General features: G+C 64.4%; 15 protein-coding genes, 1 tRNA gene and 2 pseudogenes. 10 read left to right on the forward strand and 8 right to left on the reverse strand.

What is annotated here, in order from left to right; translation table 11 throughout:
* Positions 1 to 21: 21 nt before the first annotated feature.
* The 4 genes and pseudogenes from BFD71_RS21040 to BFD71_RS21060 form a co-directional block, all read right to left on the reverse strand.
* A complete protein-coding gene (locus BFD71_RS21040; RefSeq protein WP_069266242.1) occupies positions 22 to 1,518 on the reverse strand; it encodes a DASS family sodium-coupled anion symporter in 1,497 nt (498 codons plus the stop codon).
* Between the two features lie 293 nt (positions 1,519 to 1,811).
* Positions 1,812 to 2,141, reverse strand: a complete 330-nt coding sequence (locus BFD71_RS21050) for a hypothetical protein (protein ID WP_069266244.1) — start codon at positions 2,139 to 2,141, stop codon at positions 1,812 to 1,814.
* Between the two features lie 172 nt (positions 2,142 to 2,313).
* Complete coding sequence (locus BFD71_RS21055; protein ID WP_069266245.1) at positions 2,314 to 2,997, reverse strand: DJ-1/PfpI family protein; 684 nt, start codon at positions 2,995 to 2,997, stop codon at positions 2,314 to 2,316.
* A 227-nt stretch (positions 2,998 to 3,224) separates the two neighbouring features.
* Positions 3,225 to 3,596 (reverse strand): annotated as a pseudogene (locus tag BFD71_RS21060) (carboxymuconolactone decarboxylase family protein); the annotation flags it as partial.
* Between the two features lie 2 nt (positions 3,597 to 3,598).
* Between BFD71_RS21060 and BFD71_RS42235 the strand changes: the two are divergent.
* The 3 genes and pseudogenes from BFD71_RS42235 to BFD71_RS21075 form a co-directional block, all read left to right on the forward strand.
* Positions 3,599 to 4,209 (forward strand): annotated as a pseudogene (locus BFD71_RS42235) (PLP-dependent aminotransferase family protein); the annotation flags it as partial.
* A gap of 504 nt (positions 4,210 to 4,713) precedes the next feature.
* Positions 4,714 to 5,163, forward strand: coding sequence for an HU family DNA-binding protein (locus tag BFD71_RS21070; RefSeq protein ID WP_069266248.1), 450 nt, complete (start codon positions 4,714 to 4,716; stop codon positions 5,161 to 5,163).
* A 255-nt stretch (positions 5,164 to 5,418) separates the two neighbouring features.
* Positions 5,419 to 6,318 (forward strand): LysR substrate-binding domain-containing protein, encoded by a 900-nt coding sequence (locus tag BFD71_RS21075; RefSeq protein WP_069266249.1) that lies wholly within the window; start codon positions 5,419 to 5,421, stop codon positions 6,316 to 6,318.
* Between the two features lie 231 nt (positions 6,319 to 6,549).
* On the opposite strand, the gene BFD71_RS21080 is transcribed toward BFD71_RS21075, so the two are convergent.
* Together BFD71_RS21080 and BFD71_RS21085 are read right to left on the reverse strand one after the other, a co-directional pair.
* Positions 6,550 to 7,728, reverse strand: a complete 1,179-nt coding sequence (locus BFD71_RS21080) for a porin (RefSeq protein ID WP_069266250.1) — start codon at positions 7,726 to 7,728, stop codon at positions 6,550 to 6,552.
* Positions 7,729 to 7,948: 220 nt separating this feature from the next.
* Positions 7,949 to 9,355: a YihY/virulence factor BrkB family protein gene (locus BFD71_RS21085; RefSeq protein ID WP_069266251.1), complete on the reverse strand. Its 1,407-nt coding sequence runs from the start codon at positions 9,353 to 9,355 to the stop codon at positions 7,949 to 7,951.
* Between the two features lie 195 nt (positions 9,356 to 9,550).
* Between BFD71_RS21085 and fdnG the strand changes: the two genes are divergently transcribed.
* The 7 genes from fdnG (at position 9,551) to BFD71_RS21125 (ending at position 18,792) form a co-directional block, all read left to right on the forward strand.
* Positions 9,551 to 12,622, forward strand: coding sequence for a formate dehydrogenase-N subunit alpha (gene fdnG / locus BFD71_RS21095; RefSeq protein ID WP_141710748.1), 3,072 nt, complete (start codon positions 9,551 to 9,553; stop codon positions 12,620 to 12,622).
* A gap of 12 nt (positions 12,623 to 12,634) precedes the next feature.
* Positions 12,635 to 13,570: a formate dehydrogenase subunit beta gene (fdxH, locus tag BFD71_RS21100; protein WP_069266253.1), complete on the forward strand. Its 936-nt coding sequence runs from the start codon at positions 12,635 to 12,637 to the stop codon at positions 13,568 to 13,570.
* Positions 13,557 to 14,183 (forward strand): formate dehydrogenase subunit gamma, encoded by a 627-nt coding sequence (locus BFD71_RS21105; RefSeq protein ID WP_069266254.1) that lies wholly within the window; start codon positions 13,557 to 13,559, stop codon positions 14,181 to 14,183. The genes fdxH and BFD71_RS21105 overlap by 14 nt, the downstream gene beginning before the upstream one ends.
* A 127-nt stretch (positions 14,184 to 14,310) precedes the next feature.
* Positions 14,311 to 15,243: a formate dehydrogenase accessory protein FdhE gene (fdhE, locus tag BFD71_RS21110; protein ID WP_069266255.1), complete on the forward strand. Its 933-nt coding sequence runs from the start codon at positions 14,311 to 14,313 to the stop codon at positions 15,241 to 15,243.
* A gap of 15 nt (positions 15,244 to 15,258) precedes the next feature.
* Positions 15,259 to 16,725 (forward strand): L-seryl-tRNA(Sec) selenium transferase, encoded by a 1,467-nt coding sequence (gene selA, locus BFD71_RS21115; protein ID WP_069266256.1) that lies wholly within the window; start codon positions 15,259 to 15,261, stop codon positions 16,723 to 16,725.
* The gene (selB, locus tag BFD71_RS21120; RefSeq protein WP_069266257.1) at positions 16,722 to 18,650 is read left to right on the forward strand and encodes a selenocysteine-specific translation elongation factor; all 1,929 of its coding nucleotides are present in this window, start codon (positions 16,722 to 16,724) and stop codon (positions 18,648 to 18,650) included. The genes selA and selB overlap by 4 nt, the downstream gene beginning before the upstream one ends.
* A gap of 46 nt (positions 18,651 to 18,696) precedes the next feature.
* Positions 18,697 to 18,792: transfer RNA gene (locus BFD71_RS21125), tRNA-Sec, on the forward strand.
* Positions 18,793 to 18,936: 144 nt separating this feature from the next.
* Here the strand turns inward: BFD71_RS21125 and BFD71_RS21130 are convergent.
* Positions 18,937 to 20,121, reverse strand: coding sequence for an endo-1,4-beta-xylanase (locus BFD71_RS21130; RefSeq protein ID WP_141710749.1), 1,185 nt, complete (start codon positions 20,119 to 20,121; stop codon positions 18,937 to 18,939).
* 235 nt (positions 20,122 to 20,356) lie between these two features.
* The gene (locus BFD71_RS21135; RefSeq protein ID WP_069266258.1) at positions 20,357 to 24,229 is read right to left on the reverse strand and encodes an autotransporter outer membrane beta-barrel domain-containing protein; all 3,873 of its coding nucleotides are present in this window, start codon (positions 24,227 to 24,229) and stop codon (positions 20,357 to 20,359) included.
* Between the last annotated feature and the right edge of the window lie 87 nt (positions 24,230 to 24,316).

Consider the following 24,316-nt stretch of genomic DNA (forward strand, 5'->3'; position numbering starts at 1 on the left):
TGCAGCGTTCGGGTGCAGTGTTCAGATCCAGCCCAGCCAGCGCCACCACGTCGCGGCGAACAGCAGCAACAACACATAGCCGACGACGGTCAGCACGATGCCCACGCGCGCAAACTGCTTCGCCGTGAACGTTTCGGTGGCGAGGCACACCATGTTTTGCGGCGCGTTGATCGGCAGGATGAAGCCGAAGCTCACCACGTAGCCGAGCAGCATGGTGAGACCGAGCCGGTTGAAGTCGCCCTGCATGGACTGCAGCACCGACACGAGAATCGGCAACATCGCGGAGGTGAGCGCCGTTGCGCTCGCAAAACCGAGGTGGATGAGGATGAGGAAGGCCGAGAGAATCGCGAAGGCCATGAACGGCGTGGCGGTGTCGAGCCCCGTGTGATGCGCGACGAGGTCGCCGAGCCATTGGCCCGCTTTCGTCGTGAGCAGCGCCGTGCCGAGGCTGATGCCCACGCCGAACACGATCACCGTGCCCCACGGAATGCGGCTTTGCACGGTCTTCCAGTCCATCACGCCAAAGCGCGGCAACAGCAGCAGCACGAGCCCCACGTAAGTGACCGAAGTGGTGTCGAACGGGTGCAGCTTGCCTTCGGTCGCCCAGAAGAGCAGCAGGCCGATGGAAACCCCGAGCAGGCGTTTCTGCGGGCCCGTCATGGGGCCGAGTTCGCGCAGCGAGGCTTCGACGGCTTCCTTGCCGCCCGCGATGGCATCGGCTTCGGGCGGCAGCATCTTCAGCACGATGAAGAGCAGCGCCGCCGACATCACGATCGCCCAGGGCGCGCCCGCAATGAGCCAGTCGAGCCACGTGACGCGCGCGCCGAGCATCTTGTCCATGAAGCCCACGGTCAGCAGATTCTGCGCGGCGGCGGTCTGGATGCCGACGTTCCAGATGCTCGTGGCTTGCGCGACCACGATCATGATGCCTGCCGCGATGTTCGAGCGCTTGTCGACGCCGAACGCCGAGATGACGCCCACCATGATCGGCACGACACACGCGCTGCGCGCGGTGGCGCTCGGTACGACGAACGAGAGCACGATGGTCACGGCGACCGCGCCGATCAGGATGCGCCGCGTGGTGGTGCCGATCAGCGAGAGCGTGACGAGCGCAATGCGCCGGTCGAGCCCGGTGACGGTCATCGCCGCGGAGATGAAGAGTGCGCCGGCCACGAGCGCGAGCGCGGAATTGGAGAAGCCCGCGAGCGCCATGCTGATGGCTTTGTTGGTGCCGTAATCGACAGCGGGGTTTTCGATGGTGGGCGCGGTGCCCACGAGAAACGCCATGAGCGACGTGATGATGATGGCGCTCGCTTCGTACGATACGGCTTCGGTGAGCCACACGACCACGGCGAACGCGAGGATGGCGAGCATGCGCTGGCCGGCGGGCGGGAGGCTATCGGGCAGGGGCAGCAGAAGCACGACGACGAGCGCGACCACGCCCGCGATCAGGCCCACAGGTATGCCCTTCTTCTGCGGCGCCGCGCTCGCGTTGGCGGCTGGCTGGGGTGCGTTCATGGCGATGACTCCCTGTTGGGCATGCACGCGGCATGGCTCGCGTGTCGCTTCTGGCAGAGCGCATGCAGCATCGAAAAGCGGCGGTGTGGCGGCTTGCGAACGAGTCAGCGCATTCGCATCGCGGATGGTACTGCCATTCGACTGATGAAGCGTTTAGTGTGTACAGCGGGAGCGCGCGAGCGCGAAGGCGGGGGAAGCGCAGCGTTGCAGCATGCTGCGGGTGATGCGGGCAAGCTGAAGGTGAAGGCGTTTTAACCGGCAAAACAGCCGGTTAAAACGACCGCTGACGCGAATTACTGGCTGGCGCCAGCAGCAGCGTTAGCTTTCTTCTGTGCGTCCTGCAGGTTCTGCGGATAGTTCGGGTCGTTCAGCGCCGGCTTGTAGCCTGCGTCTTCCAGCTTCTTCAACTCGGCATTGTTCTTCGCGCGGGCCTGCTTGCGTTCGGCCTTGCGCTGCGCTTTGGCTTGAGCTTTGGCCTGCGCCTTTTGTTCCTTGGTGAGCGGTTGCGAGGCCGTGGCGGCGGGTGCGCTGGCTTCCGTTTGCGCAAATGCCGGCGCGGCAACGCCGATCAGGAATGCGGCGGTCGCCGCGGCGAGAGTCAGCTTGCTGGTTGTGGAGCGCATTGATTCCCTTAATGGTTGATTTGAACGACTTACCCAGGTCTGGGAGGACGGGCGCAAACGACTGCGGCGCGCCCGTTGCTCAATGTAATCGATCCCCATCAAAGACGGTAGCAAGCGCTGACCCTGGCTTGCCGGTAACCGCAGTAGTTACCCCGGCGGCCTCAACGGGCGCTCAAGCACCGAGCTTCGCGGCCGCCGCCGCGACTACGCGTGCGCGTGCGGCGAGCGATGCGGCTGTCTGCGCGCGCAACCTTTCCACGATTGCACGCGGCGCGCTGGCGGGGTCGCCTGCATCGAACGGCGGCGCGGGCGCGTACTCGAGTTCGAGCTGGAGCGCCTGGGCGTCCTCGTCGCCGATCAGTTCGGCGGCGAGCGTCAATGCGAAATCGATACCCGCGGTGATGCCGCCGCCGGTCAGCACGTTCCCGTCGCGCACCACGCGCGCTTTCACGGGCAGCGCGCCGAGCGGCTCCAGCAGTTCGTGGAAGGCCCAGTGCGTGGTCGCGCGCCGTCCGCGCAGCAGCCCGGCCGCGCCGAGCACGAGCGCACCCGTGCAAACCGAAGTGACGTAGCGCGCCGTGCTCGCCTGGCGGCGCAGGAACGCGAGCGTCTCGTCGTCTGGAATCAGCTGGGAGACGCCGCTGCCGCCCGGCACGCAGATCACGTCGAGCGGCGGGCAGTCCTCGAAGGTCGTGTCGGGCGTGAGCATGAGGCCGGTGCTCGAGCGCACCGGGTCGAGCGTCTTCCAGATGAGCCGCGCGCGGGTGTCCGGCATCGAGGCGAGCACGTCGTATGGGCCGGTCAGGTCGAGCTGTTGAACGTTGGGGAAGACGAGAAATCCGATCTGCAGTGCCATGTGGTGTTCCCGGTCAAGGTTTGGCTATCGAAAAGGCCGACGCGGTGTGCCGATGATTCGGGAATCACTGTAATCTCGCGCCGCTCCACAACCATGCCAAAAACCGCGCAAAAACTGCCAGCGGCGTGCGAGCCGCAATCGGAAAGCACTCGGTGATCGACACCCGCGCCGCGTTCAGTCGCCGCTTAATTTGCGGCAGCTGAAGCAGCGCGCTTGCTGCTTCGGACTCAAGCCGGCATCTTGCGGAACGTCACCGCGATGCGGTTCCAGCCGTTGATCGCGATGATCAGCAGCGTGAGGTCGGTGATCTCCTGGTCGCTGAAATGCGGCTTCACGCGTTCCCACACTTCGCCGGGTACGTGCGTTTGCGCGAGCAGCGTGACTGATTCGGTCCATTCGAGCGCCGCGCGCTCGCGCTCGGTGAAGAAGGGGGTTTCGCGCCACACCGATACCGTGGCGAGCCGGCGATCGGTTTCGCCGCCTTTACGCGCATCACCGGTGTGCATGTCCACGCAATAGGCGCAGCCGTTGATCTGCGAAGCGCGCAGGCGCACCGGTTCCGCGAGCGGCTTTTCAATCGAGCTTTTGCTCGCGCGCTCTACTCGGCGTTTCGCGCAAGACCACGCTCGACGTATTCGAACGGCTGCTCGCCGAAGGCTATCTGAAATCGCGGCGCGGCTCGGGCACTTTCGTGGCGCAGACGCTCGAACGCCTGCCCGCGCGCGAGCACGGTCATCCGAATCCGCAGATACGCGCGGCCACCGCGGCGATCACTTCTGCGCGTACCGGGAAGGTGCCGCGCGGGGCGCGCAGGCGCAAGCCGAGGCGCTGCACGGTTCGTTGCCGCGCCTCGATACGCGGCTCGCCTGCGATTTCGCGGGCGGTGTCACCGACAAGTCGCGCTTTCCCTTCGACGTCTGGCGGCGCTGCATCAACGACGCGCTGCGCGTGCAGGCGCGCGGTTTCGGCATGTACCGCGATCCGGCGGGCGAGGAGAAGCTGCGCCTTGCGGTGTCGCGCTATCTTGCTTTCAACCGCGCGGTGCAGGGCATCTGGCAGGACGTGATTGTCACGCAGGGCGCGCAGCAGGCGCTCGATCTGCTCACGCGCAACATCTTTGCCGCATTGGGCGCGAAGGTCGTGCCGGTGCCGGTGGATCACGACGGGCTCGTCGTCGCGCGGCTGCCGAAAGCGGCGCGGCTCGTGTACGTGCTCGACGCTGCAGCGGTGGCGCAGGCCGCGCGCAGCGCGTCGATCGGGCTGCATCCGCTCGCACCGTTTCATCTCGAAGCACCTGTGCAGAGCGGTTTTCTTTTCGGTTACGGTGGGGTCGACGCCGAGCGTATCGACGCAGCGCTGACATCGCTCGCCACGCTGCTGCGCCCGCTTTGACTGCATTTTGCCGTCGCGGCGACACCGGCATGGCAGCCGAAATCGCGGAAAAACGCCATACGTGTGGCGCTTTCCTGTCGAATGCGCCGTGCGCTGCGCCCCATCGAAGCGTGTCGTCCGTCGGTGATCCGGCTGCGCCAGGTGCACGTTTACCCCTGTAAACAGGCGTCAAAATGTGTTCGAGAGTCAGCGCTGCGCAACAAAATCGTAACGACAATGCAAAAGCTTCACGCAAAACGCTTGCGCGTATGTAGAATCCGCCGTTGAAGCACGTGCATTCCGCAGTGCTTCTTCGATTCACTGACCAACACTGGTAGGAGAAACATGCCGACTTCCGCAAAGAAAGTGGCCGCAAAAAAGGCAGCTGCCCCGGCCAAGAAGGTTGCCGCAAAGAAAGCGCCCGCCACCAAGACGGCCGCAGCTAAGAAGGTCGCCGTGAAGGCGTCCGGCGTACCGACGCCGATCAAGGACACCTTCACGAAGGCCTCGCTGGCTACCCACGTCGCTGAACGTGCAGGCGTCGAGCCGAAGGCTGCCAAGGCCGTGCTCGCCGCGCTGGAAGACACGATCCTCGGTTCGGTCCACAAGAAGGGCGCTGGCGAATTCACGCTGTCGGGCCTTCTGAAGATCGTCGTCCAGGCCGTGCCGGCGAAGAAGAAGCGCTTCGGCAAGGATCCGTTCACGGGTGAAGAGCGCTGGTTCCCGGCGAAGCCCGCATCGGTCCGCATCAAGGCGCGCGCCCTGAAGAAGCTGAAGGACGCAGCAGCAGCCTGATTGCGCTGATTGCGCTTGAAGCCGCGACCTTCGGGTAGCGGTTACCTGTCAGTACCAAAAAATCCCCGTTGGCGTCGAGCTCACGGGGATTTTTCATTTGGTGCGTGCAATGCGCACAGAACATGCATATCTATGCTCTGATGTTATGGTCAGGTATCCGGTATGATGTCCCCGTGTTAGAGGCATCATTGTCATTCGTGTCGTATGAAAACGATGTCGTAGACCACATAATTTAAATTTCCATAGCATAGTGTTATGCGGGCAACCGACCTCAGTTTGCGCCAGGTGGAAGCGTTTCGCGCGCTGATGCACTGGGGTACCGTCACGCGCGCGGCACAGGCGCTCGGCATTTCTCAGCCTGCGGTGAGCCGTTTGCTTGCTGACTTCGAAGCCAGGATGGGGTTCGCGCTTTTCGAGCGGCGCCAGGGGCGTTTGCTGCCGACCGTCGAGGCCCATACGCTGCAAGATGAAGTCGAGCGCGCGTTCTTCGGCTTCGAGCGCGTGGCTCAGGCGGCCGCGCAGATTCGCGCACAACGGCGCGGGGTCGTGCGCATTGCCGCTTCAGCGGATCTTTGCGCCGACTTCCTGCCGCGCGTGGCCGCCGCGTTTGCAAGCGAGCACGAAGGCGTCGATTTCGAACTGCTGACTGGCGAAGCCGCCGGGATTGCCGAGCGCGTGGCGGCGCAACGCTGCGATCTCGGTTTCGTCGCGCAAGCCGTCGCGCATCCTGGCGCGCGTCTCGAGTATCTGGGTGAATGGCCGCTGCGCTGCATCGTGCCGCGCGGACACCGGCTTGCGCGCAAACGCGTGATTCATGCGCAAGACTGCGCGGGCGAACGCTTCATTTCGTTTGCCGCGACGAGCGAGGCGCGCCTCTCCATCGACCGGCTCTTTGCCGAATGCGGGGTGGTGCGCGAGCCCGGCGTCGAAGCGGCGCTCGCGCAATCGGTCGTGGCGATAGTGGAAGCGGGGATGGGCATCGCGCTCGTCGACGCGCTGACCGCCCAGCACGCGAGCGCACGGGTGAGCGTGAAACGCTTCACGCCCACGCTGTCGAGCGCGCTCCATGTCGTGCGCAGCGCGCAGCGCGCGGCGACGGCGCTCAGCGACGCGTTCGTGTGGCACGCCGCAGCCGCGCTGGCGCGGCTGCGCTGAGTCTTGCGCTCGTGTAAAAGGCGTGTAAACGGCGTAAGTCACGACTTTGCGTGAACACGCCCTTGGGGGATTGCTCCTAAAAACCGGCGGCCATAAAAAAACCAGCCAGGGCTTGCGCCCGAGGCTGGTTTGTGCAGCGTGTCGTTTTCAGCTGCGTGGTCTCGCTCGCTTCGCCGGAATGGCTCGTCCGCCAGTTCCGGCGCCGGGCCGGAGCCCGGTGTAAAGCGTTGCTTAGAACTTGTGGCGGATGCCCAGGCTGACGATTTCCTGCGAGCTCGACGACGAGTTGAAGCTGTACGAGCCGATTGCTGCGCCAGCCGTCGTCGTCGTGCCGTCCGCGTTGCGCTGCGTGCCGTTGGCGTGCTGGTAAGCCGCAACAGCGTACAGGTCGGTACGCTTCGACAGGTTGTAGTCCGCGCCGAGCGAAACCTGGTTGTACGTGTTCGACGTGTCGCCCGAGCCGTGCGTCCAGGTGTAGCCGAGGCCGAGCAACAGGGCCGGGTTCAGCTGGTAGCCGACGAAGCCGCCCGCGACGTTGAAACGCTGGTTCGAAGCGAACAACGAAGCGCTGTCGCGACGCATCTGAACGTTGCTGTAACGGCCGCTGAACGTGAACGGACCAGCGACGTATTGCGCTGCAATCGAAGCGATACCGACCGAACTCGCCGTGTCGTAGCCAGCGGTGATCTGGTTGTCGCCGAACATCGAGTCCGACGTTGCGGTCGACGACCAGCCGGTGCGGGCAACTGCCGACGCTGAGTTGTCCATGCGGAAGTAGCCGCCGGCAATGTTGAACGAGCCGATGCCGTACGTAGCCGCTGCGCCCCAGCTCTGACCCGAGCCCGTTGCGCCAGCCACGCCGCCCAGCGCGTACATGCCTTCGAACTGGAAGCCCTGGATGTTCGGCGAGACGTACTTGATGGCGCTGTTCGTACGCGAGCTGTTGTCGTTGTTGTCGACGTCACCCGGCGTCGTGAACGTGCTGCCGAAGTAGTTGTCGGCGGTCAGCGGCTGGACCATGTCGACCAGCGGATCGTACTGGCGGCCGAGCGTGACCGTACCGTATTGATCGTGCGTCACGCCGACGTATGCCTGACGGCCGAACATCTTGCTGCCTTGGCCGAGCTTGCCGTTGTTGATGTCAAAGCCGTTTTCCAATTGGAAAATCGCCTTCATGCCGCCGCCCAGATCTTCCGTGCCCTTCAGGCCCCAGCGGTTGCCCGACAGGTTGCCGCCAGCGAGGCCCCAGAAATTCTTGTTCCCTGCTGCGCCGCCGACCGGGCCGGTGTTGTGCGCGAACTGGATCGATTCGTCGATCACACCATAGAGGGTCACGCTGTTCTGAGCGTGTGCGGTGCCTGCTGCGGCCAAGAGGGCCAGCGAGAGGGTCGAGAGAGCGACTCGTTTCATTCTGTTTTCTCCACGCAGAAATTGTGTAGTTGTTGCGCGTTGGAGAATAACGCAGCAGGCCAGGCGACCTGAAATGAAAAAATAAAGATTGTCGCGAAAACCTGACACCGGCCAGAATCCCTTGTCAGGCGGGGACTCCGTCCATTATGCCGTTTCAAGAAATATTGGATTGTTGATCGAGCATTATTGTTGGTTTTGATAAAAGTTCCGTAAACAGCCGTTATTTTTGCGCCTTGTTGCGACCTTTGGTAGCAGCCTTAATTGGCGCGGCGGCATGGGGGTGGCGGCGCCTGCCGGCGGTTGTCATGGCGAGCGCCGCGCTCGCGACGAACAGCACCGAACCCCACGGATGGCGCTTCACATAGCGGTCGGCGGCGGCGACCGTGCGGCCCGCGTGAACCAGCGTGAGCGCGGCCGCGTAGGTGGCGCTGTCTTCCATGCGCACGACCGAACGGCGGATATGCAATCCCGATTTCAGCCTCCCGAATGGGCCACCATGCGCGCTCGCGCGCCGAATCGCGCCGAGCGGGGTTTCCGATAGTGTCGATTTGTCTGCCGAAACAGCTGCCGCCAGAGCCGCAGGCATTGCCGGGGCGGCTGCGCCGCCGTTTCCGATCGGCACGGCCTGCGGCGCCGACGCAGCGGGGCGGTCCCCACGCTTCGTGTCGTGCCGCGCGACGATGGTGGAGGCGGCGAGCACCGAGGCCAGCTTGGCGCGGCTGCCGGGTGGCGTTTCCTCGAGGAAACCCCAAGCGCCGCGCGGATCGTGCATACGCCCGCGCGCGGCCGAGAATTCCGCGCCCAGCAGGAGCACGGCCGCTGAAAAATAGAGCCACATGAGCAGCACCGCGAGCGAGCCGGCGGCGCCGAAGGCCGTTGCCATGCCCGCGTGCGCGAGATAGAGCGCGAACAGCTTCTTGCCCGCCGAGAACAGCACCGCCGCGACGACGCCGCCCACCATCGCGTCGCGCCAGCGCACGTCGGCGTCTGGCAGGAAGCGCAGCAGGGCGCCGAAGGCGACGGCCAGCACTACGAGGCCCACGGCAAGCTGCATCAGGTTGCCGATGATCACATAAGGGGAATTGCCCCAGATCCACTGACCGACGAACGTAATAGCCGTGTCGAGCACGAGCGAGACGATCAGCAGGAACGCGACGCCCAGCACGAGGCTGAACGAAATGAGCCGCACGCGCACGAGCGCCATCACGCTGGAGGGACGCTGCCCGTCCGGCGGCCAGACGATGTTCAGCGCGGAATTGAGCGAGGAGAAGGTTGCGGACGCGCCGATCACGAGCAGGGCGAGCGAGATGATCGCCGCGACGCCGCCCTTGCCGCCCGCCCGATGCGCGTTCTGCACGATGGTGGTGATGCCCGCGGCCGCGTCGTCGCCGAGCACGTTGTGGACCTGGCGGAAGAGTTCACCGCGCGCGGCATCGACGCCGTAGAACCAGCCCGCCACGGCAATCACCATCACCAGCGTCGGCGCGAGCGAAAACGCCGAATAGAACGCGATGCTCGCCGCGAGCGACGGGCAGCGATTGGCGATGAACTGGCGCAACGCGCCCACCACCCACGACGCTTCCTTGCGTGCGGCGGACTGCAGTCGTTCGGTGGAAAGCGTTGACATGATGGTGCGCCCCGCGGTGGTGCTTCAGTGGTTCGTTTTCGTCACAAAGATGGTTCATTCGCCATTCGATATTAGCAAGCGCGGTTCCCGGGCGAGCTCGCGCTGTACGCGCGTAACGCTCGCGAGCATCCAGCGCGATCCGTCTCCCAAAACGTCTTATACTGAAAAAACCCACAATCAAGCCGAGGACGAATCATGCTGCAGATGTCCCGGCGCCAGTTCCTCAAGGTCACGGCAACATCGCTGGCGGGTTCCAGCCTCGCGTTGATGGGTTTCGCGCCCGACAACGCACTTGCCGAGGTCCGACAATACAAACTGGCGCGCACCACTGAAACCCGCAATACCTGCCCGTACTGCTCGGTTGGCTGCGGGATCCTCATGTACGGTCTCGGCGATGGCGCGAAGAATGCTACGACGAGCATCATCCATATCGAGGGCGATCCCGATCACCCCGTCAATCGCGGCACGCTGTGCCCGAAGGGCGCGAGTCTGATCGATTTCATTCATAGCGAGAGCCGCCTCAAGTATCCCGAGTACCGGGCGGCCGGCTCGAACGAGTGGAAGCGCATTTCGTGGGATGAAGCGCTCGACCGGATCGCGAAGCTGTTGAAGGAAGATCGCGACGCGAACTTCGTCGAGAAGACCGCCGACGGCAAGACCGTGAACCGCTGGTTGACCACGGGCATGCTGGCTGCATCGGCAGGCAGCAACGAAGTCGGCTATCTCACGCACAAAGTGGCCCGCAGCATGGGCCTGCTCGCATTCGACAACCAGGCGCGTGTCTGACACGGCCCGACGGTGGCAGGTCTTGCCCCGACGTTTGGCCGTGGAGCGATGACGAACCATTGGGTCGACATTCGCAATGCGGACGTGATTCTGGTGATGGGCGGCAATGCGGCCGAGGCGCATCCGTGCGGCTTCAAGTGGGTCACGGAGGCAAAGGCGCACCGCGGTGCACGGCTCATCGTGGTGGATCCGCGCTTCACGCGCACCGCATCGGTCGCGGACTTCTACGCGCCGATCCGCACCGGCACGGACGTCGCGTTCCTCGGCGCGGTGATCAACTATTTGCTCACCAACGACAAGATCCAGCACGAGTACGTGAAGAACTACACGGACTTCTCGTTCATCGTGCGCGAAGACTACGCGTTCAACGACGGCATTTTTTCGGGCTACGATCCGCAAAAGCATTCGTACCCGGACAAGTCGTCGTGGAACTACGAGCTCGGCGACGACGGCTTCGTGAAGACCGACGACACGCTGCAGAATCCGCGCTGCGTGTACCAGCTGCTCAAGCAGCATTACTCGCGCTACACGCCGGAAATGGTCGAGAAAGTGTGCGGCACGCCGAAGGACAAATTCCTCAAGGTGTGCGAAATGCTCGCGACCACCGCCGTGCCGGGCCGCGCGGGCACGATCCTGTATGCGCTCGGCTGGACCCATCACTCGATCGGCTCGCAGAATATTCGCACCGGCGCGATGGTGCAGCTCCTGCTCGGCAACATCGGCATTGCGGGCGGCGGCATGAACGCGCTGCGCGGCCACTCGAACATCCAGGGGCTGACGGACCTCGGGCTCATGTCGAACCTGCTCACGGGTTACATGACGCTGCCGTCCGAAGCGGAGCAGGACTACGACGACTACATCAAGAAGCGCGCGTCGCAGCCCATGCGGCCGAACCAGCTCAGTTACTGGCAGCATTACGGCGCGTTCTTCGTGAGCTTCATGAAGTCGTGGTGGGGCGACGCGGCGACGAAGGACAACAACTGGGGCTACGACTGGCTGCCCAAGCTCGACAAGCCGTACGACCTGCTGCAGACCATCGAGCTGATGAATCAGGGCAAGGTCAACGGCTATATCTGCCAGGGCTTCAATGTCCTCGCTTCTTCCCCGAACAAGGCCAAGACCGTCTCGGCGCTCAGCAAGCTCAAGTGGCTCGTGATCATGGACCCGCTCGCCATCGAGACTGCCGAGTTCTGGAAGAAGTACGGCGACTATAACGATGTCGATCCGACTTCGATTCAAACCGAAGTGTTCCGTTTGCCCACCACGTGCTTTGCGGAAGAAAACGGCTCGCTCGTGAGTTCGAGCCGCGTGCTGCAGTGGCACTGGAAGGGTGCGGAGCCGCCGGGCGAGGCGAAGAGCGACCTCGAGATCATGTCGGGCCTGTTCCTGCGCGTACGCGCCGCGTATCAGAAGGACGGCGGCAAGCTGCCCGATCCGATCGTCAAGCTCGACTGGCCGTATTCGGATCCCGCGAGCCCCACGCCGGAGGAACTGGCGAGGGAGTACAACGGCCGCGCGCTCGCCGACCAGACCGACGCGAAAGATCCGACCAAGGTGCTCGTGAAGAAGGGCGAGCAGCTCTCGGCGTTCGCCCAGTTGAAGGACGATGGCACGACCGCGAGCGGCTGCTGGATCTTCTGCGGCGCGTGGACCCAGGCGGGCAACCAGATGGGCCGGCGCGACAACGACGACCCCACGGGTATCGGGCAGACGCTCAACTGGGCCTGGGCGTGGCCGGCGAACCGGCGCGTGCTGTACAACCGTGCCTCGTGCGACGTGGCGGGCAAGCCCTTCGATCCCACCCGCAAGCTGATTGCCTGGAACGGCAGCGCATGGAGGGGTGCGGACATACCCGACTTCAAAGCCGATGAGGCACCCGATCAGGGCATGGGGCCGTTCATCATGAACCCCGAGGGCGTGGCGCGTTTCTTCGCCCGCGACGGCATGAACGAAGGTCCGTTCCCTGAGCATTACGAACCGTTCGAGAATCCGCTCGGCTATAACCCGTTCCACCCGAACAACCCGCTCGCCACGAGCAATCCGGCGGCGCGCGTGTTCCCCGACGACCGCAAGACGTTTGGAACCGCGCAGCAGTTCCCGCATGTGGCGACCACGTACCGGCTTACCGAACACTTCCACTTCTGGACGAAACACGCTCGGCTGAACGCGATCATTCAGCCGCAGCAGTTCGTCGAGATCGGCGAGGCGCTCGCGAAGGAGGTGGGCGTGGTGGCGGGCGAGCGCGTGAAGGTGTCGAGCAATCGCGGCTATCTGATCGCGGTGGCGGTCGTCACCAAGCGCATCAAGCCGTTGACCATCGAGGGCAAGACCGTGCATCAGGTTGGCGTACCGCTGCACTGGGGCTTCAAGGGGCTCACGCACCCGGGCTATCTGACGAATACACTCACGCCCCCCGTGGGCGACGGCAATTCGCAGACGCCCGAGTTCAAGTCGTTCCTCGTGAAGGTCGAAAAGGCATAAGGGGGCGACGACATGGCATGGCAATCACTTGACGTCAAACGCCTCTCCGCGACTACCTCGGAGCCACCCGGCGTGCGCGAGCCGGTGACTGGCACGGTCGCGAAGCTCATCGACGTTTCCAAATGCATCGGCTGCAAGGCGTGTCAGACCGCGTGCATGGAGTGGAACGATCTGCGTGACGAAATCGGTATCAATACGGGCGTCTACGACAATCCGCACGATCTGACCGAGCACTCGTGGACCGTGATGCGCTTCACGGAATACGAGAACTCGCAGGGCAACCTCGAATGGCTGATCCGCAAGGACGGCTGCATGCATTGCGAGGACCCGGGCTGTTTGAAGGCGTGTCCCTCGCCGGGCGCGATCGTGCAATATACAAATGGCATCGTCGACTTCCACCAGGAAAACTGCATCGGCTGCGGCAATTGCATTACCGGCTGCCCGTTCAATATTCCTCGCATGTCGAGCGAACGCCGCGTCTACAAATGCACGCTCTGCTCGGACCGCGTGGCCGTGGGACAGGAGCCCGCGTGCGTGAAGACCTGCCCGACCGGTGCGATCGTTTTCGGCACCAAGGAAGACATGAAGCAGCACGCGGCCGAGCGCATCGTGGACCTCAAGGAGCGCGGCTTCGAAAACGCCGGGCTTTATGATCCGCCGGGCGTGAGCGGCACGCACGTGATGTACGTGCTGCATCACGCGGACCGGCCGTCGCTCTATGCCGGACTGCCCCAGGATCCGCACATCAGCCCGATGGTGCGGATCTGGAAGGGCGTGGCCAAGCCGATTGGGCTCGCCATCATGGCGCTCACCGCACTGGCCGGTTTCTTCCATTACACGCGGGTCGGCCCGAACGAAGTGACGGCTGAAGACGAAGCCGCGGCGCGCGAAGAGGCGCGGCGCATGCGTGGCGAACCACCGGAGGAGCGCGGCGATGAAAGACGATGAACCGCAACTGATCGAGCGCTATACGCCCAACGAGCGCAGCAACCACTGGATCACCGCAATCTGCTTCATCCTGCTCGCGCTCTCGGGCCTCGCGATGTTTCACCCGGCCATGGCATTTTTGTACGCGGTGCTCGGCGGTGGCCAGTGGACGCGCATTCTGCACCCGTTCATCGGCGTGGTGATGTTCGTCTCGTTCCTGATCCTTGCGCTGCGCTTCTGGCATCACAACTATCTGGACAAGGACGACATCCAGTGGATGAAACAGATGGGCGACGTGCTCAACAACCGCGAAGACAGGCTGCCCGAGATCGGTCGCTACAATGCGGGCCAGAAGCTGTTATTCTTTGTGATGGTGGTTTGCCTCGTGCTGTTGCTCTTGAGCGGCATCGTGATCTGGCGGCGATATTTTTCGGTCTACTTTCCGATCGAAATTATCCGGCTCTCAGCGTTGGTGCATGCGGTAGCGGCATTCGTGTTGATCTGCGGCATCATCATTCATATTTATGCAGCCATATGGGTGAAGGGGTCGATCGGCGCGATGACGCGCGGTTACGTCACCTGGGGCTGGGCGAGAAAGCATCATCCGCGCTGGTTCCGCGAGAGCATCAAGTAACGCACCGGCTGCGCGCCGCCTGCCGCGCCGTTTGGCGAAGGCAGTGGCGGCGCGAGCGGCAAACCGCCGGCGCCCGCGAGGGCACGGCGGTTTTTTCTTCGTGAAGCCGTTCTGGAGTCGACCCGTCGTGACGCAACGCATTCTCGACCCGCAGCAAATCGAATCGCTCGATCCTTCGGCCATTCCGCGCATTCGTCTGCCCGAACGGGTCGCCTTTTTCAGTACGCGCGCCGTGCGCCTGCGGCATCTCGCGGACCACAATCCCATTGGCGGCTACGTGCGGCTCATGGCGGCGCTCGTCGACGCGCAGCAGGAGGCGCTAGAACATTGCAGCGCCTCCATGCCTTCGCGTGAAGCGATTACGAACGCGCAGCATCACTCCATGCCGATCCTGCCGGCGCTTTCGGGCGAGCGTGATCCGCAATGGCGCGCCGTGCTATCGCGTCTTGCCGATCGGGTCGAAGCGGCAGGAGCGGTTGCGCCTGCGCTCGCGAAAGTGCTGGGCGACCTGCGCGCCATGAACGAAGGGCAACTCGATGCCCAGGCCGATGCGGTTCTCGCCCAGCGCTACACCGAAGTCGCGCCCGCCACCGCGCCGTTCATCATGGCCGCGCTGCAGGTGGTGTGGACCGACCTCGCGAGCCGCATCGACGTACGCGACGTGCCTTATGTCGATGCGCCAGGCGTCTGTCCCGTGTGCGGCTCGCCGCCCGTTGCCAGCATCGTGCGCATTGGCGGCGTGTATCAGGGCTACCGGTTTGCGCAATGCGGCCTGTGCGGCACCGAGGCTCACGTGGTGCGCGTGAAGTGCACGAACTGCGATTCGACCAAGGGCATTGCGTATCACGGCATCGAAGGCGGCAATGCCGCACTCAAGGCCGAATCGTGCGACGAATGCCATACGTACCGCAAGATCGGCTATCAGGAGAAGGACCTCGATTTCGAGCCGCTCGCGGACGACCTGGCGAGCCTCACGCTCGATCTGCTGATGAGCGACGCGGGCTACCGTCGCGCGAGCCCGAATCCGTTGCTATGGCCCGAAGTGCCGGGCGACCAGTAAGGAGCCGCGCACGCCATGAGTGAAGCCGTGGGACAAGCAGCGGAGCACGATGCGCACGCCCTGCATGTGCTGCTCGCGAAAATGCCGGCGGTCGAGCGCGTGATTGCCTCGGAGCAAGCGCAGCCGCTGATCGCGCAGTACGGACGCACCCAGGTGATCGACGCGATTCGCGCCACGCAGGACGGCTGGCGTCGCGATGTGCGAGCTGGCGTTCTGGCGCATGAAAACAAGGATGCCGAACCATTTTCATTGGAGCGCGTGATCGAGGCGACCACGCAACGGTTGGCCGAACGCGCGCAAAGCCGCCTGCGTTCCGTCTTCAATCTCACGGGCACGGTGCTGCACACGAATCTCGGCCGCGCGCTGCTGCCCGACGAGGCCGTGAAAGCGGTGGTGCAGGCGCTCACGCAACCCGCAAACCTCGAATTCGATCTCGCGAGCGGCAAGCGCGGCGACCGCGACGACCTGATCGACTCGCTGATCTGCGAACTGACGGGGGCAGAAGCCGCGACCGTCGTGAACAACAACGCGGCGGCCGTGTTGCTGCTGTTGAGCGCACTCGCCAATCGGAAGGAGGTCGTCGTTTCGCGCGGCGAACTGGTCGAGATCGGCGGGGCATTTCGCATTCCCGACATCATGAGCCGGGCGGGCGCACGCTTGCGCGAGATCGGCACGACGAACCGAACGCATCTCAAGGATTACGAAGCGGCGATCAACGCGCACACCGCGCTCCTGATGAAAGTCCATTGCAGCAACTACGCGATCAGTGGCTTTACAAAGAGTGTCGAACTCGATGAACTCGTGCCGCTAGCGCGTCAGCACGGCCTGCCCGTAGCGGTCGATCTGGGCAGTGGGACGCTCGTCGATCTCGCGCAGTGGGGCTTGCCGGCCGAGCCCACGGTGCGCGCGACCGTGGAAGCGGGCGCGGACCTCGTGACCTTCAGCGGCGACAAGCTGCTGGGCGGCCCGCAGGCGGGACTGATCGTCGGTCGCAAGGAATTGATTGCGAAGATCAAGAAGCACCCGCTCAAGCGCGCGTTGCGGGTCGGCAAGCTCACGCTCGCTGCGCTCGAGCCCGTATTGCGGCTCTATCGAGCGCCCGAATTCCTGCAGGAACGGCTCACTACGCTGCGCCTGCTCACGCGGCCCGCCCTGCAAATGCAAGAGGCCGCGCAGCGCGCGCTGCCCCCGTTTCAGCGCGCCATAGGCGAAGCGTATGCGGCGAGCGTCGAGCCGATGTTCAGCCAGATCGGTAGCGGCGCACTGCCCGTAGACGTGCTGCCGAGCAGCGGGCTCGTCGTGCGCCATGCGGGGAAGGGCGGCAGTGGCCGTGCGCTGCTCAGGCTCGAACGCGCCTTGCGCGAACTGCCGCGTCCCGTGATCGGCCGTATTGCCGACGACGCCCTGCGCCTGGACCTGCGCTGCCTCGAACCCGCGGACGAAGCGGCGTTCGTGGCGCAACTCGCGGAGCTGCGTCTGTGATCGTCGGCACGGCGGGGCACATCGACCACGGCAAGACCACGCTGGTCCGCGCGTTGACCGGCGTCGATACCGACCGCCTGAAAGAAGAGAAGGCGCGCGGCATTTCGATCGAACTGGGTTATGCGTACCTGCCGCTCGCCAACGGCGACGTGCTGGGCTTCATCGACGTGCCCGGCCATGAGAAGCTCGTCCATACGATGGCGGCGGGTGCGTGCGGCATCGACTTGGCGCTGCTCGTGATTGCGGCCGACGACGGCGTGATGCCGCAAACGCGCGAGCATCTCGCCATTCTGCAACTGCTGGGCGTGCAGCAAGGCGCCATCGCGCTGACCAGGGGCGATCGCGTGGATGCGGCGCAGCTCGACGCCGTGCGTGCCGAAATCGCCGCGTGGCTCGCTGACACGATGCTTGCGGACGCACCCGTATTCGAGACCAATGCCACGCAGCCGCATGACGAAGGCGTGGCGCGCCTCGACGCCTGGTTGCGCGAGCGCGCGAGTACATGGCGGGCGCGACGAGACGATGGACTCTTTCGCCTCGCCGTGGATCGCGTATTTACGCTGACGGGCCAGGGGACGGTGGTGACGGGTACCGTATTCGCCGGGCGCGTACAGGCGGGCGACGCGCTCGTGCTCGCACCTGCCGGCACGCCTGTGCGCGTGCGTGGCCTGCATGCGCAGAACCGAGCGGTACAGGCGGGCGATTCAGGCCACGCCGGCCAGCGTTGCGCGCTCAATCTCGCGGGCATCGACAAAGAGCAGATTGAGCGCGGGGACTGGATCGTCGATGCGCGGCTGGCCGAGCCGGCCGTGCGTCTCGACGTCGAACTGCAGTTGCTCGACGACGCGGGTATCACGTTGCAGCACTGGTCGCCGCTGCATGTGCATCTCGGCACGACGCATCGCGTGGCGAACGTTGCGTTGCTCGAAGGCGAAACGCTCGCGCCGGGCGCGGCTGCCCGAGTGCAGCTCGTCTTCGAAGCGCCGTTGCACGCGTTGCCGGGGGACCGCTTCATTGTCCGCAACGCGCAGGCAAACCACACCATAGGTGGCGGGCGTGTGCTCGATCCATTCGGTCCGTCGCGGCGGCGCCGGACGCCAGAACGGCGTGCCTGGCTCGACGCGTTGTGCACATGGCTCGACGAAGCGAGCCTGGCGCCGCTGATCGAAGAAGCGCCGCGTGGCATTGCGCGCGCGACGTTGACGCAGTTGACCGGTTACGACGACGCTGCGCTCGCTTTGCCCGCCGATGCGATTTCCATCGCACCGCAAGGACGCGACGACGAAGGCGCGGTGATCGCACACGCGCACTGGTCGAGGCTCACCGAACGCATTGTCGAGGCGCTCGCCGAGTTTCATGCGCGCTCGCCCGATGAGCAGGGGCCGGACGCGGCACGGTTGCGCCGCATGGCGGCGCCGCTCGTGAGCGATGCGGTGTGGCGCGCCGCGATCGAAGCGCTCGAGCGCGAGAGGCGAGTGTCACGCAGCGGGCCGTGGCTGCATCTGCCGTCACACGCGGTGACGCTCGACGCCGAAGACGAAGCGCTCGCCGCGCGCCTCATGCCGCTGCTCGCACAAGGGCGTTTCGATCCGCCGTGGGTGCGGGATCTCGCGCGTGAGACGCGGCAGCCGGAAGAGAAGGTGCGTGCGCTGCTGCGCAAGCTTGCGCGCCTGGGTATGGTGTATCAGGTCGTGCGCGATCTCTTCTACGATCGCGACATGGTGCAGACGCTCGCGCGTGCCGTCGCACAGATTGCCGCGGAGCAGGGCGGTGCGGTCAACGCCGCGGCGTTTCGCGACGCCACGGCATTGGGCCGCAAACGTGCGATCCAGATTCTGGAGTACTTCGACCGCGTTGGATATACTCGCTTTCAGCGCGATACGCATCTGCTACGGCACGACAGCCGGATGCGCGAATGGTTGTAGGCACATCGATATGTGCGTGTGGTTGCAGGTGGTTGGGTTTCACGAAGGAAGGCATTCGTATCCGGTGGTACGGCCGGGCTTCAAACCCGGTTGGGGGCGTCAGCCGCTCCCGGGTCAGTTCGACTCTGGCTGCCTTCCGCCATATGGGCCTTACGGCCTGGTCCGATATCTCTCTCTTCCGATGGCCCCCAGACGACCGCATTCTGTTCGAAGCTCTCTCGCCGCAATATGACGGATGCCTGGACGTCGGCGGAAAGATCGTGGACTATCAATTTCGCCATCCGCCTTACGGCTGCCACGATGAATCGGCTATTGCCCAGAACGCGGCTTTCGGTTTCAGGTTCGCGTCGAATAGCAGCGGCAGATTGGTACGCGGCACCGGTATGGAGGTCAGCCACGTGTGCTTGTCCGAATAGCCCCAGAAGCTGACGGCCTTGATGCTTGGCTCGTGCTCGAACAGATCGAACACCGCGCGATACCGCTGCGCCTGCGCACGCATCACGTCGTTCGGCACCGGCTGGCCGAGATCGGGCAAGCACGCAGGCGGATGGCTCCAGCATGCGCCCGGGTCGCTGTAGAGACTGACATCGAGTTCCGTCACCTGGTTTTCGAGTCCGAGGGCGGCGACGTCGTCGAAAGCCTGCTTCATATTTTGCAGCGGCGGCCAGTTGATGCTGATATGCATTTGATGCCCGACGCCATCGATCGGCACGCCCTGAGCACGCAAATCGCGTATCACGGAGAGCAGCTTCGCGCGCTTGGCCGCGTCGTCCGTGCTGTACTCGTTGATATAGAGCTTGACGTCAGGGTCGGCCGCACGCGCGGCGCGGAACGCAATTGCAATGTAGTCCTTGCCGAGCGCGCGATACCACGGGCTGTCTTCGCGATAGACCTGATGCGGGTCGTCGCTGATGACTTCGTTCACGACGTCCCATGCATAGACCTTGCCGCGAAAATGCGTGACGACATCGGTCACATAGCGTTGGAGCCGTGCCGCGACGATATCGTGATAATGCGGATCTTTGGCGTCGCCTGCAAAGAACCAGTCCGGCGCCTCGGTCCATTCGCCGCTCCTGTAATGCCACACCAGCGTGTGCCCACGCACGGCCAGGCCATGCGCCTGCGCGAACGCCGCGATCTGGTCGGCCGGCGCGAAGTTGTACTCGCCTGCGGCCACGCCTATCGTGCCCGGCTTCATTTTGTTCTCGGCGGTCAGGCTCGAGAACTGGACGGCCAGCAGCGCGGCGTCGGCGGGACTGTCGATGGAATCGGGTTCAATCGCCGCGCCTACCTTGAAATGCGCGGCCATCACGCTTTTCAGTTGCGGCACGGCCTGCGTGAGAGCGGCTGCGAGCGGCAATCCATCGGGGGTGGCAGCCGTTTGGTTGTGCGCGCAACCTGAGATCGACGCAATCGTGAGCAATGTGACGCCTGCGTACAGTGCACGCACGGCGACTCCCGATGGACGCATTCCCGTCTCCTTATAGTGATGTGCCTCGCCAGAAAGCATGTTTGCGTACCATGCGACGTTACCGGTAACGTCGTGGGATGTTAAACACCGGACTTCAAGGTTGCCATGCGGGGTTTACCTGACGCGCGGTGCAGCGGCGGCCTTTGACGAGAGAACGAGAACTGCGCATCGATGTCGAGTACGCGCGACATAGACTGCGCCGCTCGACACGTCGCAGCGCTAGTTACAGCGTTACCTACCAAAGAAAGCGCACGCCGAGATCGCCCTCGACGCCACTGCGGCGGACATTGCTACTTCCACTTACGGCGAACTGGTAGCCGAACTGTCCGTAAAGGTTCAGCCGATCCTTGATCCTGGCGGTGACACCGCCGGCGAGCTCGAGCCGCGTGGCCTGCACATTCAGCGGCACCGGTTCATTGCCGAAGGTCGTGGTGGCCTGGGCATTGAAATCCCGCCACAGGTTGGCACGCATATAGGGCTGCCATACCGCTTCATGGCTGCCTTCGATGGTCCATTTCGCGCGCACGCCGAGACGGCCAGTCGCGCCCGACGTGGAGCCGAGGGACACGTCGCCCAGACCGTCGTTCGTGTCGGAGAACGACACATGCTGCCAGATGATTTGCGCCTGCGGCTCCAGCTCGAAACCCGGGCCGAGCGGCAGCGGGATCGGGTAGCCACCCTCGAGGGATGTCACGAAGCCCGTACCCTGAACCGGCAGATTCGCGAACTGCGTGGTCGCGGCGCCGTCGTAGTGCGTACCCTGCACGACTGCATCGAGATACCAGCCGCTGGGGCCGTAGTGCGTCCAGTAGCCACCGCCTGTGTAGGCATTCAGATGCATCGAGCCGGTGTGCTCCAGCACGTATCCGGTTGTCGCGGCGTTGGTGACGAGGCCATCGACATCGGCACTGCCGTAGCCGTATGCAAAGTAGACGCCTGCCGCATCGCGATGGCCGGGCAGGAAGCTTCCTCGCCATACGTCGAGACCCGTCTGCAAGCCTCCGACTCCGCCGCTCGCGCGCGGATCGGCGTAGGCCTCGTAGTGGTTGTCGATCTGGCCGCCGAACACGCGTCCCCATGCGGAGCTTGCCCAGCCCGAACCGCCCGCTGCGCCGCTCTGCGTCGTAAGCGTGTCGCCGATGCGCTCATGCAGCGTCCCGAGCATCTCGACACCCATCTGCCGGGCGACCGGTTGCACGACGCCGTAGGTGGCGAGTTCCGGCCCGATGATCGGGTAGATGCCAGGCGGCAGCGGATCCGGTGGGGGCCCGGTGCCGGTTCCCGGTTCCAGTTCCTCTTCGCCTCCCCCCGGTGGAGGCGGCACGACGAACGAGGAGCGCAGAAACCAGTCCTCGGGATTGCTGCTGTTGAGGCCACCGCGAAACAAACGATAGTCTTCCGCGCCACCGCGCGCCTCGCCAGCGAGCGTAAAGGCATCCGACGCCGTGGTGCCACCGTTGGTTGTCTCGACGACGAGAATGCCGTTGCCCGTCGTCAACCCACCGGAGCCGCCGGCGTTCGTGACGCGTACGGCTGAAGGGTCGGCGCGGCCGCCGTTGATGACGAGCTTGTCCGACGGCGAGCCATCCAGACCGAGGAACGTGCGCAGCGCGAGCGTGCCGCCGGCCCCCACATAATTTTTGACGGTCATCACACCGAATTGCCCCGCTGGGAGACCGAAGCCCGGCTCAACCGTTCCGGCATTGGTGACGGTATTCAAGTCCGTTCCTGCCCCGCCCAGGGTTCCGTTCGCTTCCACATTGACCGGCGACTGCAACGAGCCGGTCAGATTGAGCACGCCACCGCGAACGTTGGTCACACCGGTATAGGTGTTCTGGCCGGACAATGTGAGCACGCCGTTGCCGACCTTGGTCAGCGCGCCGCTTCCCGAGAGCACGCCGGACCATGTCGCGCCGATGCCGTTGGTGTCGATGGTCGATGTCGTGCCGCCGACCAGCGTTGCGTTGACGCCTGCGTTCAGCGCCGAACCCACCACCTGGATCGTTCCACCGCCGAGGTTGAATGCATACGTGCCGCCCAGATTGTTGAAGTCGCCGAACAGCGAATTCCCGCCAATCTGCAGTGTCCCGCCCAACAGCTTGTACGTACCGTTGCCGGCCGCCGCGAGGAACAGTCTCGACCCGCTGCCGATTGCCAGGGTGCCGCCGGTCTGGTTGATCGTACCGGTGCCCTCGCTACCCGTCGACGCGACGTTCGAGCCGAGGAACAGCGACCCGTTGGCCACGTTGAAGGTGCCGCCGCTCAGGTTGAGCGTGCCGTTGCTCGGGTTGCCTTGCGTATTGCGCCCGAGCGTCACGAAGTCGGTGACGCTGTTGCCGAACGTGACCGTTCCGCCCATCAGGTTGTAGGTGCCCGTTCCGCCCTGATTGCCGATATTCAGCGACACCGGCGTGCCCGGCGTACCGAAGACGACGTTGCCCGCGGTCTGCGTCACCGTGCCTGTGCCGCCGAAGTCGCCGACCTGAAGCGCGGAGTTGAACGTGAGCGTGCCGCCGCCCACGTTCAACGTGCCCGACGACGTCGATCCGGGCACCTGCGTCGCCAGCGCATTGCCGAGGCCCAGCGAAAGATAGTCGATCGCGGCGCTGCCGCTGGTGAGCGCCAGTCCGCCGCCCACGACAAAAGCCGAGCCGGCCTGAATCCGCGCGCCGTTGATCGTGAACGTCCCTGTGCCAGTCTTGACCAAGATGCCGTGCAGCGCGTCGTTCACCGTGCCGGTATTGACGATCGTGCCGGAGAAGGTGGTGTTCGTGTTATCGGTGCCAACCACCAGGATGTTCGTGCCATCGATCACGGTGCCGCTGCCGGACAGGTTCGGCAGCGGCACGACACCGGTCGGGATCCCCGGTATCGGCGTGGTCGTGACGCCCGAAATATCGAAGGTGCCGTTGTTCAACATCCCGCTGGTCAGATTGATGCTGCCGTTGCCGGTCAGCGCCAGCGTGCCGGCCGAGATGGTCGTCATGCCGGTATAGGTGTTCGCATTGGTCAGCGTGAGCACGCCGTTGCCGACCTTGGTCAGCGCGCCGCTTCCGGAAAGCACGCCGGACCATGTCGCGCCGATGCCGTTGGTGTCGATGGTCGACGTCGTGCCGCCGACCAGCGTTGCGTTGACGCCTGCGTTCAGCACCGAACCCACCACCTGTATCGTTCCGCCACCGAGGTTGAATGCATACGTGCCGCCCAGATTGTTGAAGTCGCCGAACAGCGAATTCCCGCCAATCTGCAGTGTGCCGCCCGACAGGTTGTACGTACCGTTGCCGGCGGCCGCGAGGAACAGTCTCGACCCGTTGCCGATTGCCAGGGTGCCGCCGGTCTGGTTGATCGTACCGGTGCCCTCGGTACCCGTTGACGCGACGTTCGAGCCGAGGAACAGCGACCCGTTGGCCACGTTGAAGGTGCCGCCGCTCAGGTTGAGCGTGCCGCTGCTCGGGTTGCCTTGCGTATTGCGCCCGAGCGTCACGAAGTCGGTGACGCTGGTGCCGAACGTGACCGTTCCGCCCAACAGGTTGTAGGTGCCCGTTCCGCCCTGATTGCCGATATTCAGCGACACCGGTGTGCCCGGCGTACCGAAGACGACATTGCCCGCGGTCTGCGTCACCGTGCCTGTGCCGCCGAAGTCGCCGACCTGAAGCGCGGAGTTGAACGTGAGCGTGCCGCCGCTCACGTTCAACGTGCCCGAAGACGTCGATCCGGTGCCCAGCGAAAGATAGTCGATCGCGGTGCTGCCGTTGGTGAGCGCCAGTCCACCGCCCACCACGAAAGCCGAGCCGCCCTGGATCGTCGCGCCGTTGATCGTAATCGTCCCGGCCCCGGTTTTGACAAACTGGCCTTGTAGCGACACGGGATCGCTCGCAACGCCAGCGTTGTTGATCGTGCCGGAGAAAGCGGTGTCGGTGCCGTCGGTGCCAACAATCAGGACGTGGTTGGGGGGAGTGTCGATGGTTCCGCTCCCGGAGAGATTGGGCAGTTCAGTGGGTATCTGCTGTGCCAGCGCCGACGCGGGTGACAGGCCCAGGAGCCAGACGGCATGGAGGATGTTGAGGGGGTTGAGCCGCTGATGCCGCGTCGTCAGCGATGTCGCCAATTGACCGCGCGCGACGCCTGCATAAGTGTTTAACGATGCGCGACGAATCGATCTTGCAGCCATGCCAGCCCCTCCAATACCCGCCGG

Origin of the sequence: Paraburkholderia nodosa, from assembly GCF_001718195.1 — a bacterium.
In the GTDB taxonomy this organism is placed as follows: Bacteria; Pseudomonadota; Gammaproteobacteria; order Burkholderiales; family Burkholderiaceae; genus Paraburkholderia; species Paraburkholderia nodosa_A.

What these genes read in the sequence shown, in the direction of transcription:
- BFD71_RS21040 (WP_069266242.1), bottom strand. Translation starts at nt 1,518, where the DNA reads ATGAACGCACCCCAGCCAGCCGCCAACGCGAGCGCGGCGCCGCAGAAG.
- BFD71_RS21050 (WP_069266244.1), bottom strand. Translation starts at nt 2,141, where the DNA reads ATGCGCTCCACAACCAGCAAGCTGACTCTCGCCGCGGCGACCGCCGCA.
- BFD71_RS21055 (WP_069266245.1), bottom strand. Translation starts at nt 2,997, where the DNA reads ATGGCACTGCAGATCGGATTTCTCGTCTTCCCCAACGTTCAACAGCTC.
- BFD71_RS21070 (WP_069266248.1), top strand. Translation starts at nt 4,714, where the DNA reads ATGCCGACTTCCGCAAAGAAAGTGGCCGCAAAAAAGGCAGCTGCCCCG.
- BFD71_RS21075 (WP_069266249.1), top strand. Translation starts at nt 5,419, where the DNA reads ATGCGGGCAACCGACCTCAGTTTGCGCCAGGTGGAAGCGTTTCGCGCG.
- BFD71_RS21080 (WP_069266250.1), bottom strand. Translation starts at nt 7,728, where the DNA reads ATGAAACGAGTCGCTCTCTCGACCCTCTCGCTGGCCCTCTTGGCCGCA.
- BFD71_RS21085 (WP_069266251.1), bottom strand. Translation starts at nt 9,355, where the DNA reads ATGTCAACGCTTTCCACCGAACGACTGCAGTCCGCCGCACGCAAGGAA.
- fdxH (WP_069266253.1), top strand. Translation starts at nt 12,635, where the DNA reads ATGGCATGGCAATCACTTGACGTCAAACGCCTCTCCGCGACTACCTCG.
- BFD71_RS21105 (WP_069266254.1), top strand. Translation starts at nt 13,557, where the DNA reads ATGAAAGACGATGAACCGCAACTGATCGAGCGCTATACGCCCAACGAG.
- selA (WP_069266256.1), top strand. Translation starts at nt 15,259, where the DNA reads ATGAGTGAAGCCGTGGGACAAGCAGCGGAGCACGATGCGCACGCCCTG.
- BFD71_RS21130 (WP_141710749.1), bottom strand. Translation starts at nt 20,121, where the DNA reads ATGCGTCCATCGGGAGTCGCCGTGCGTGCACTGTACGCAGGCGTCACA.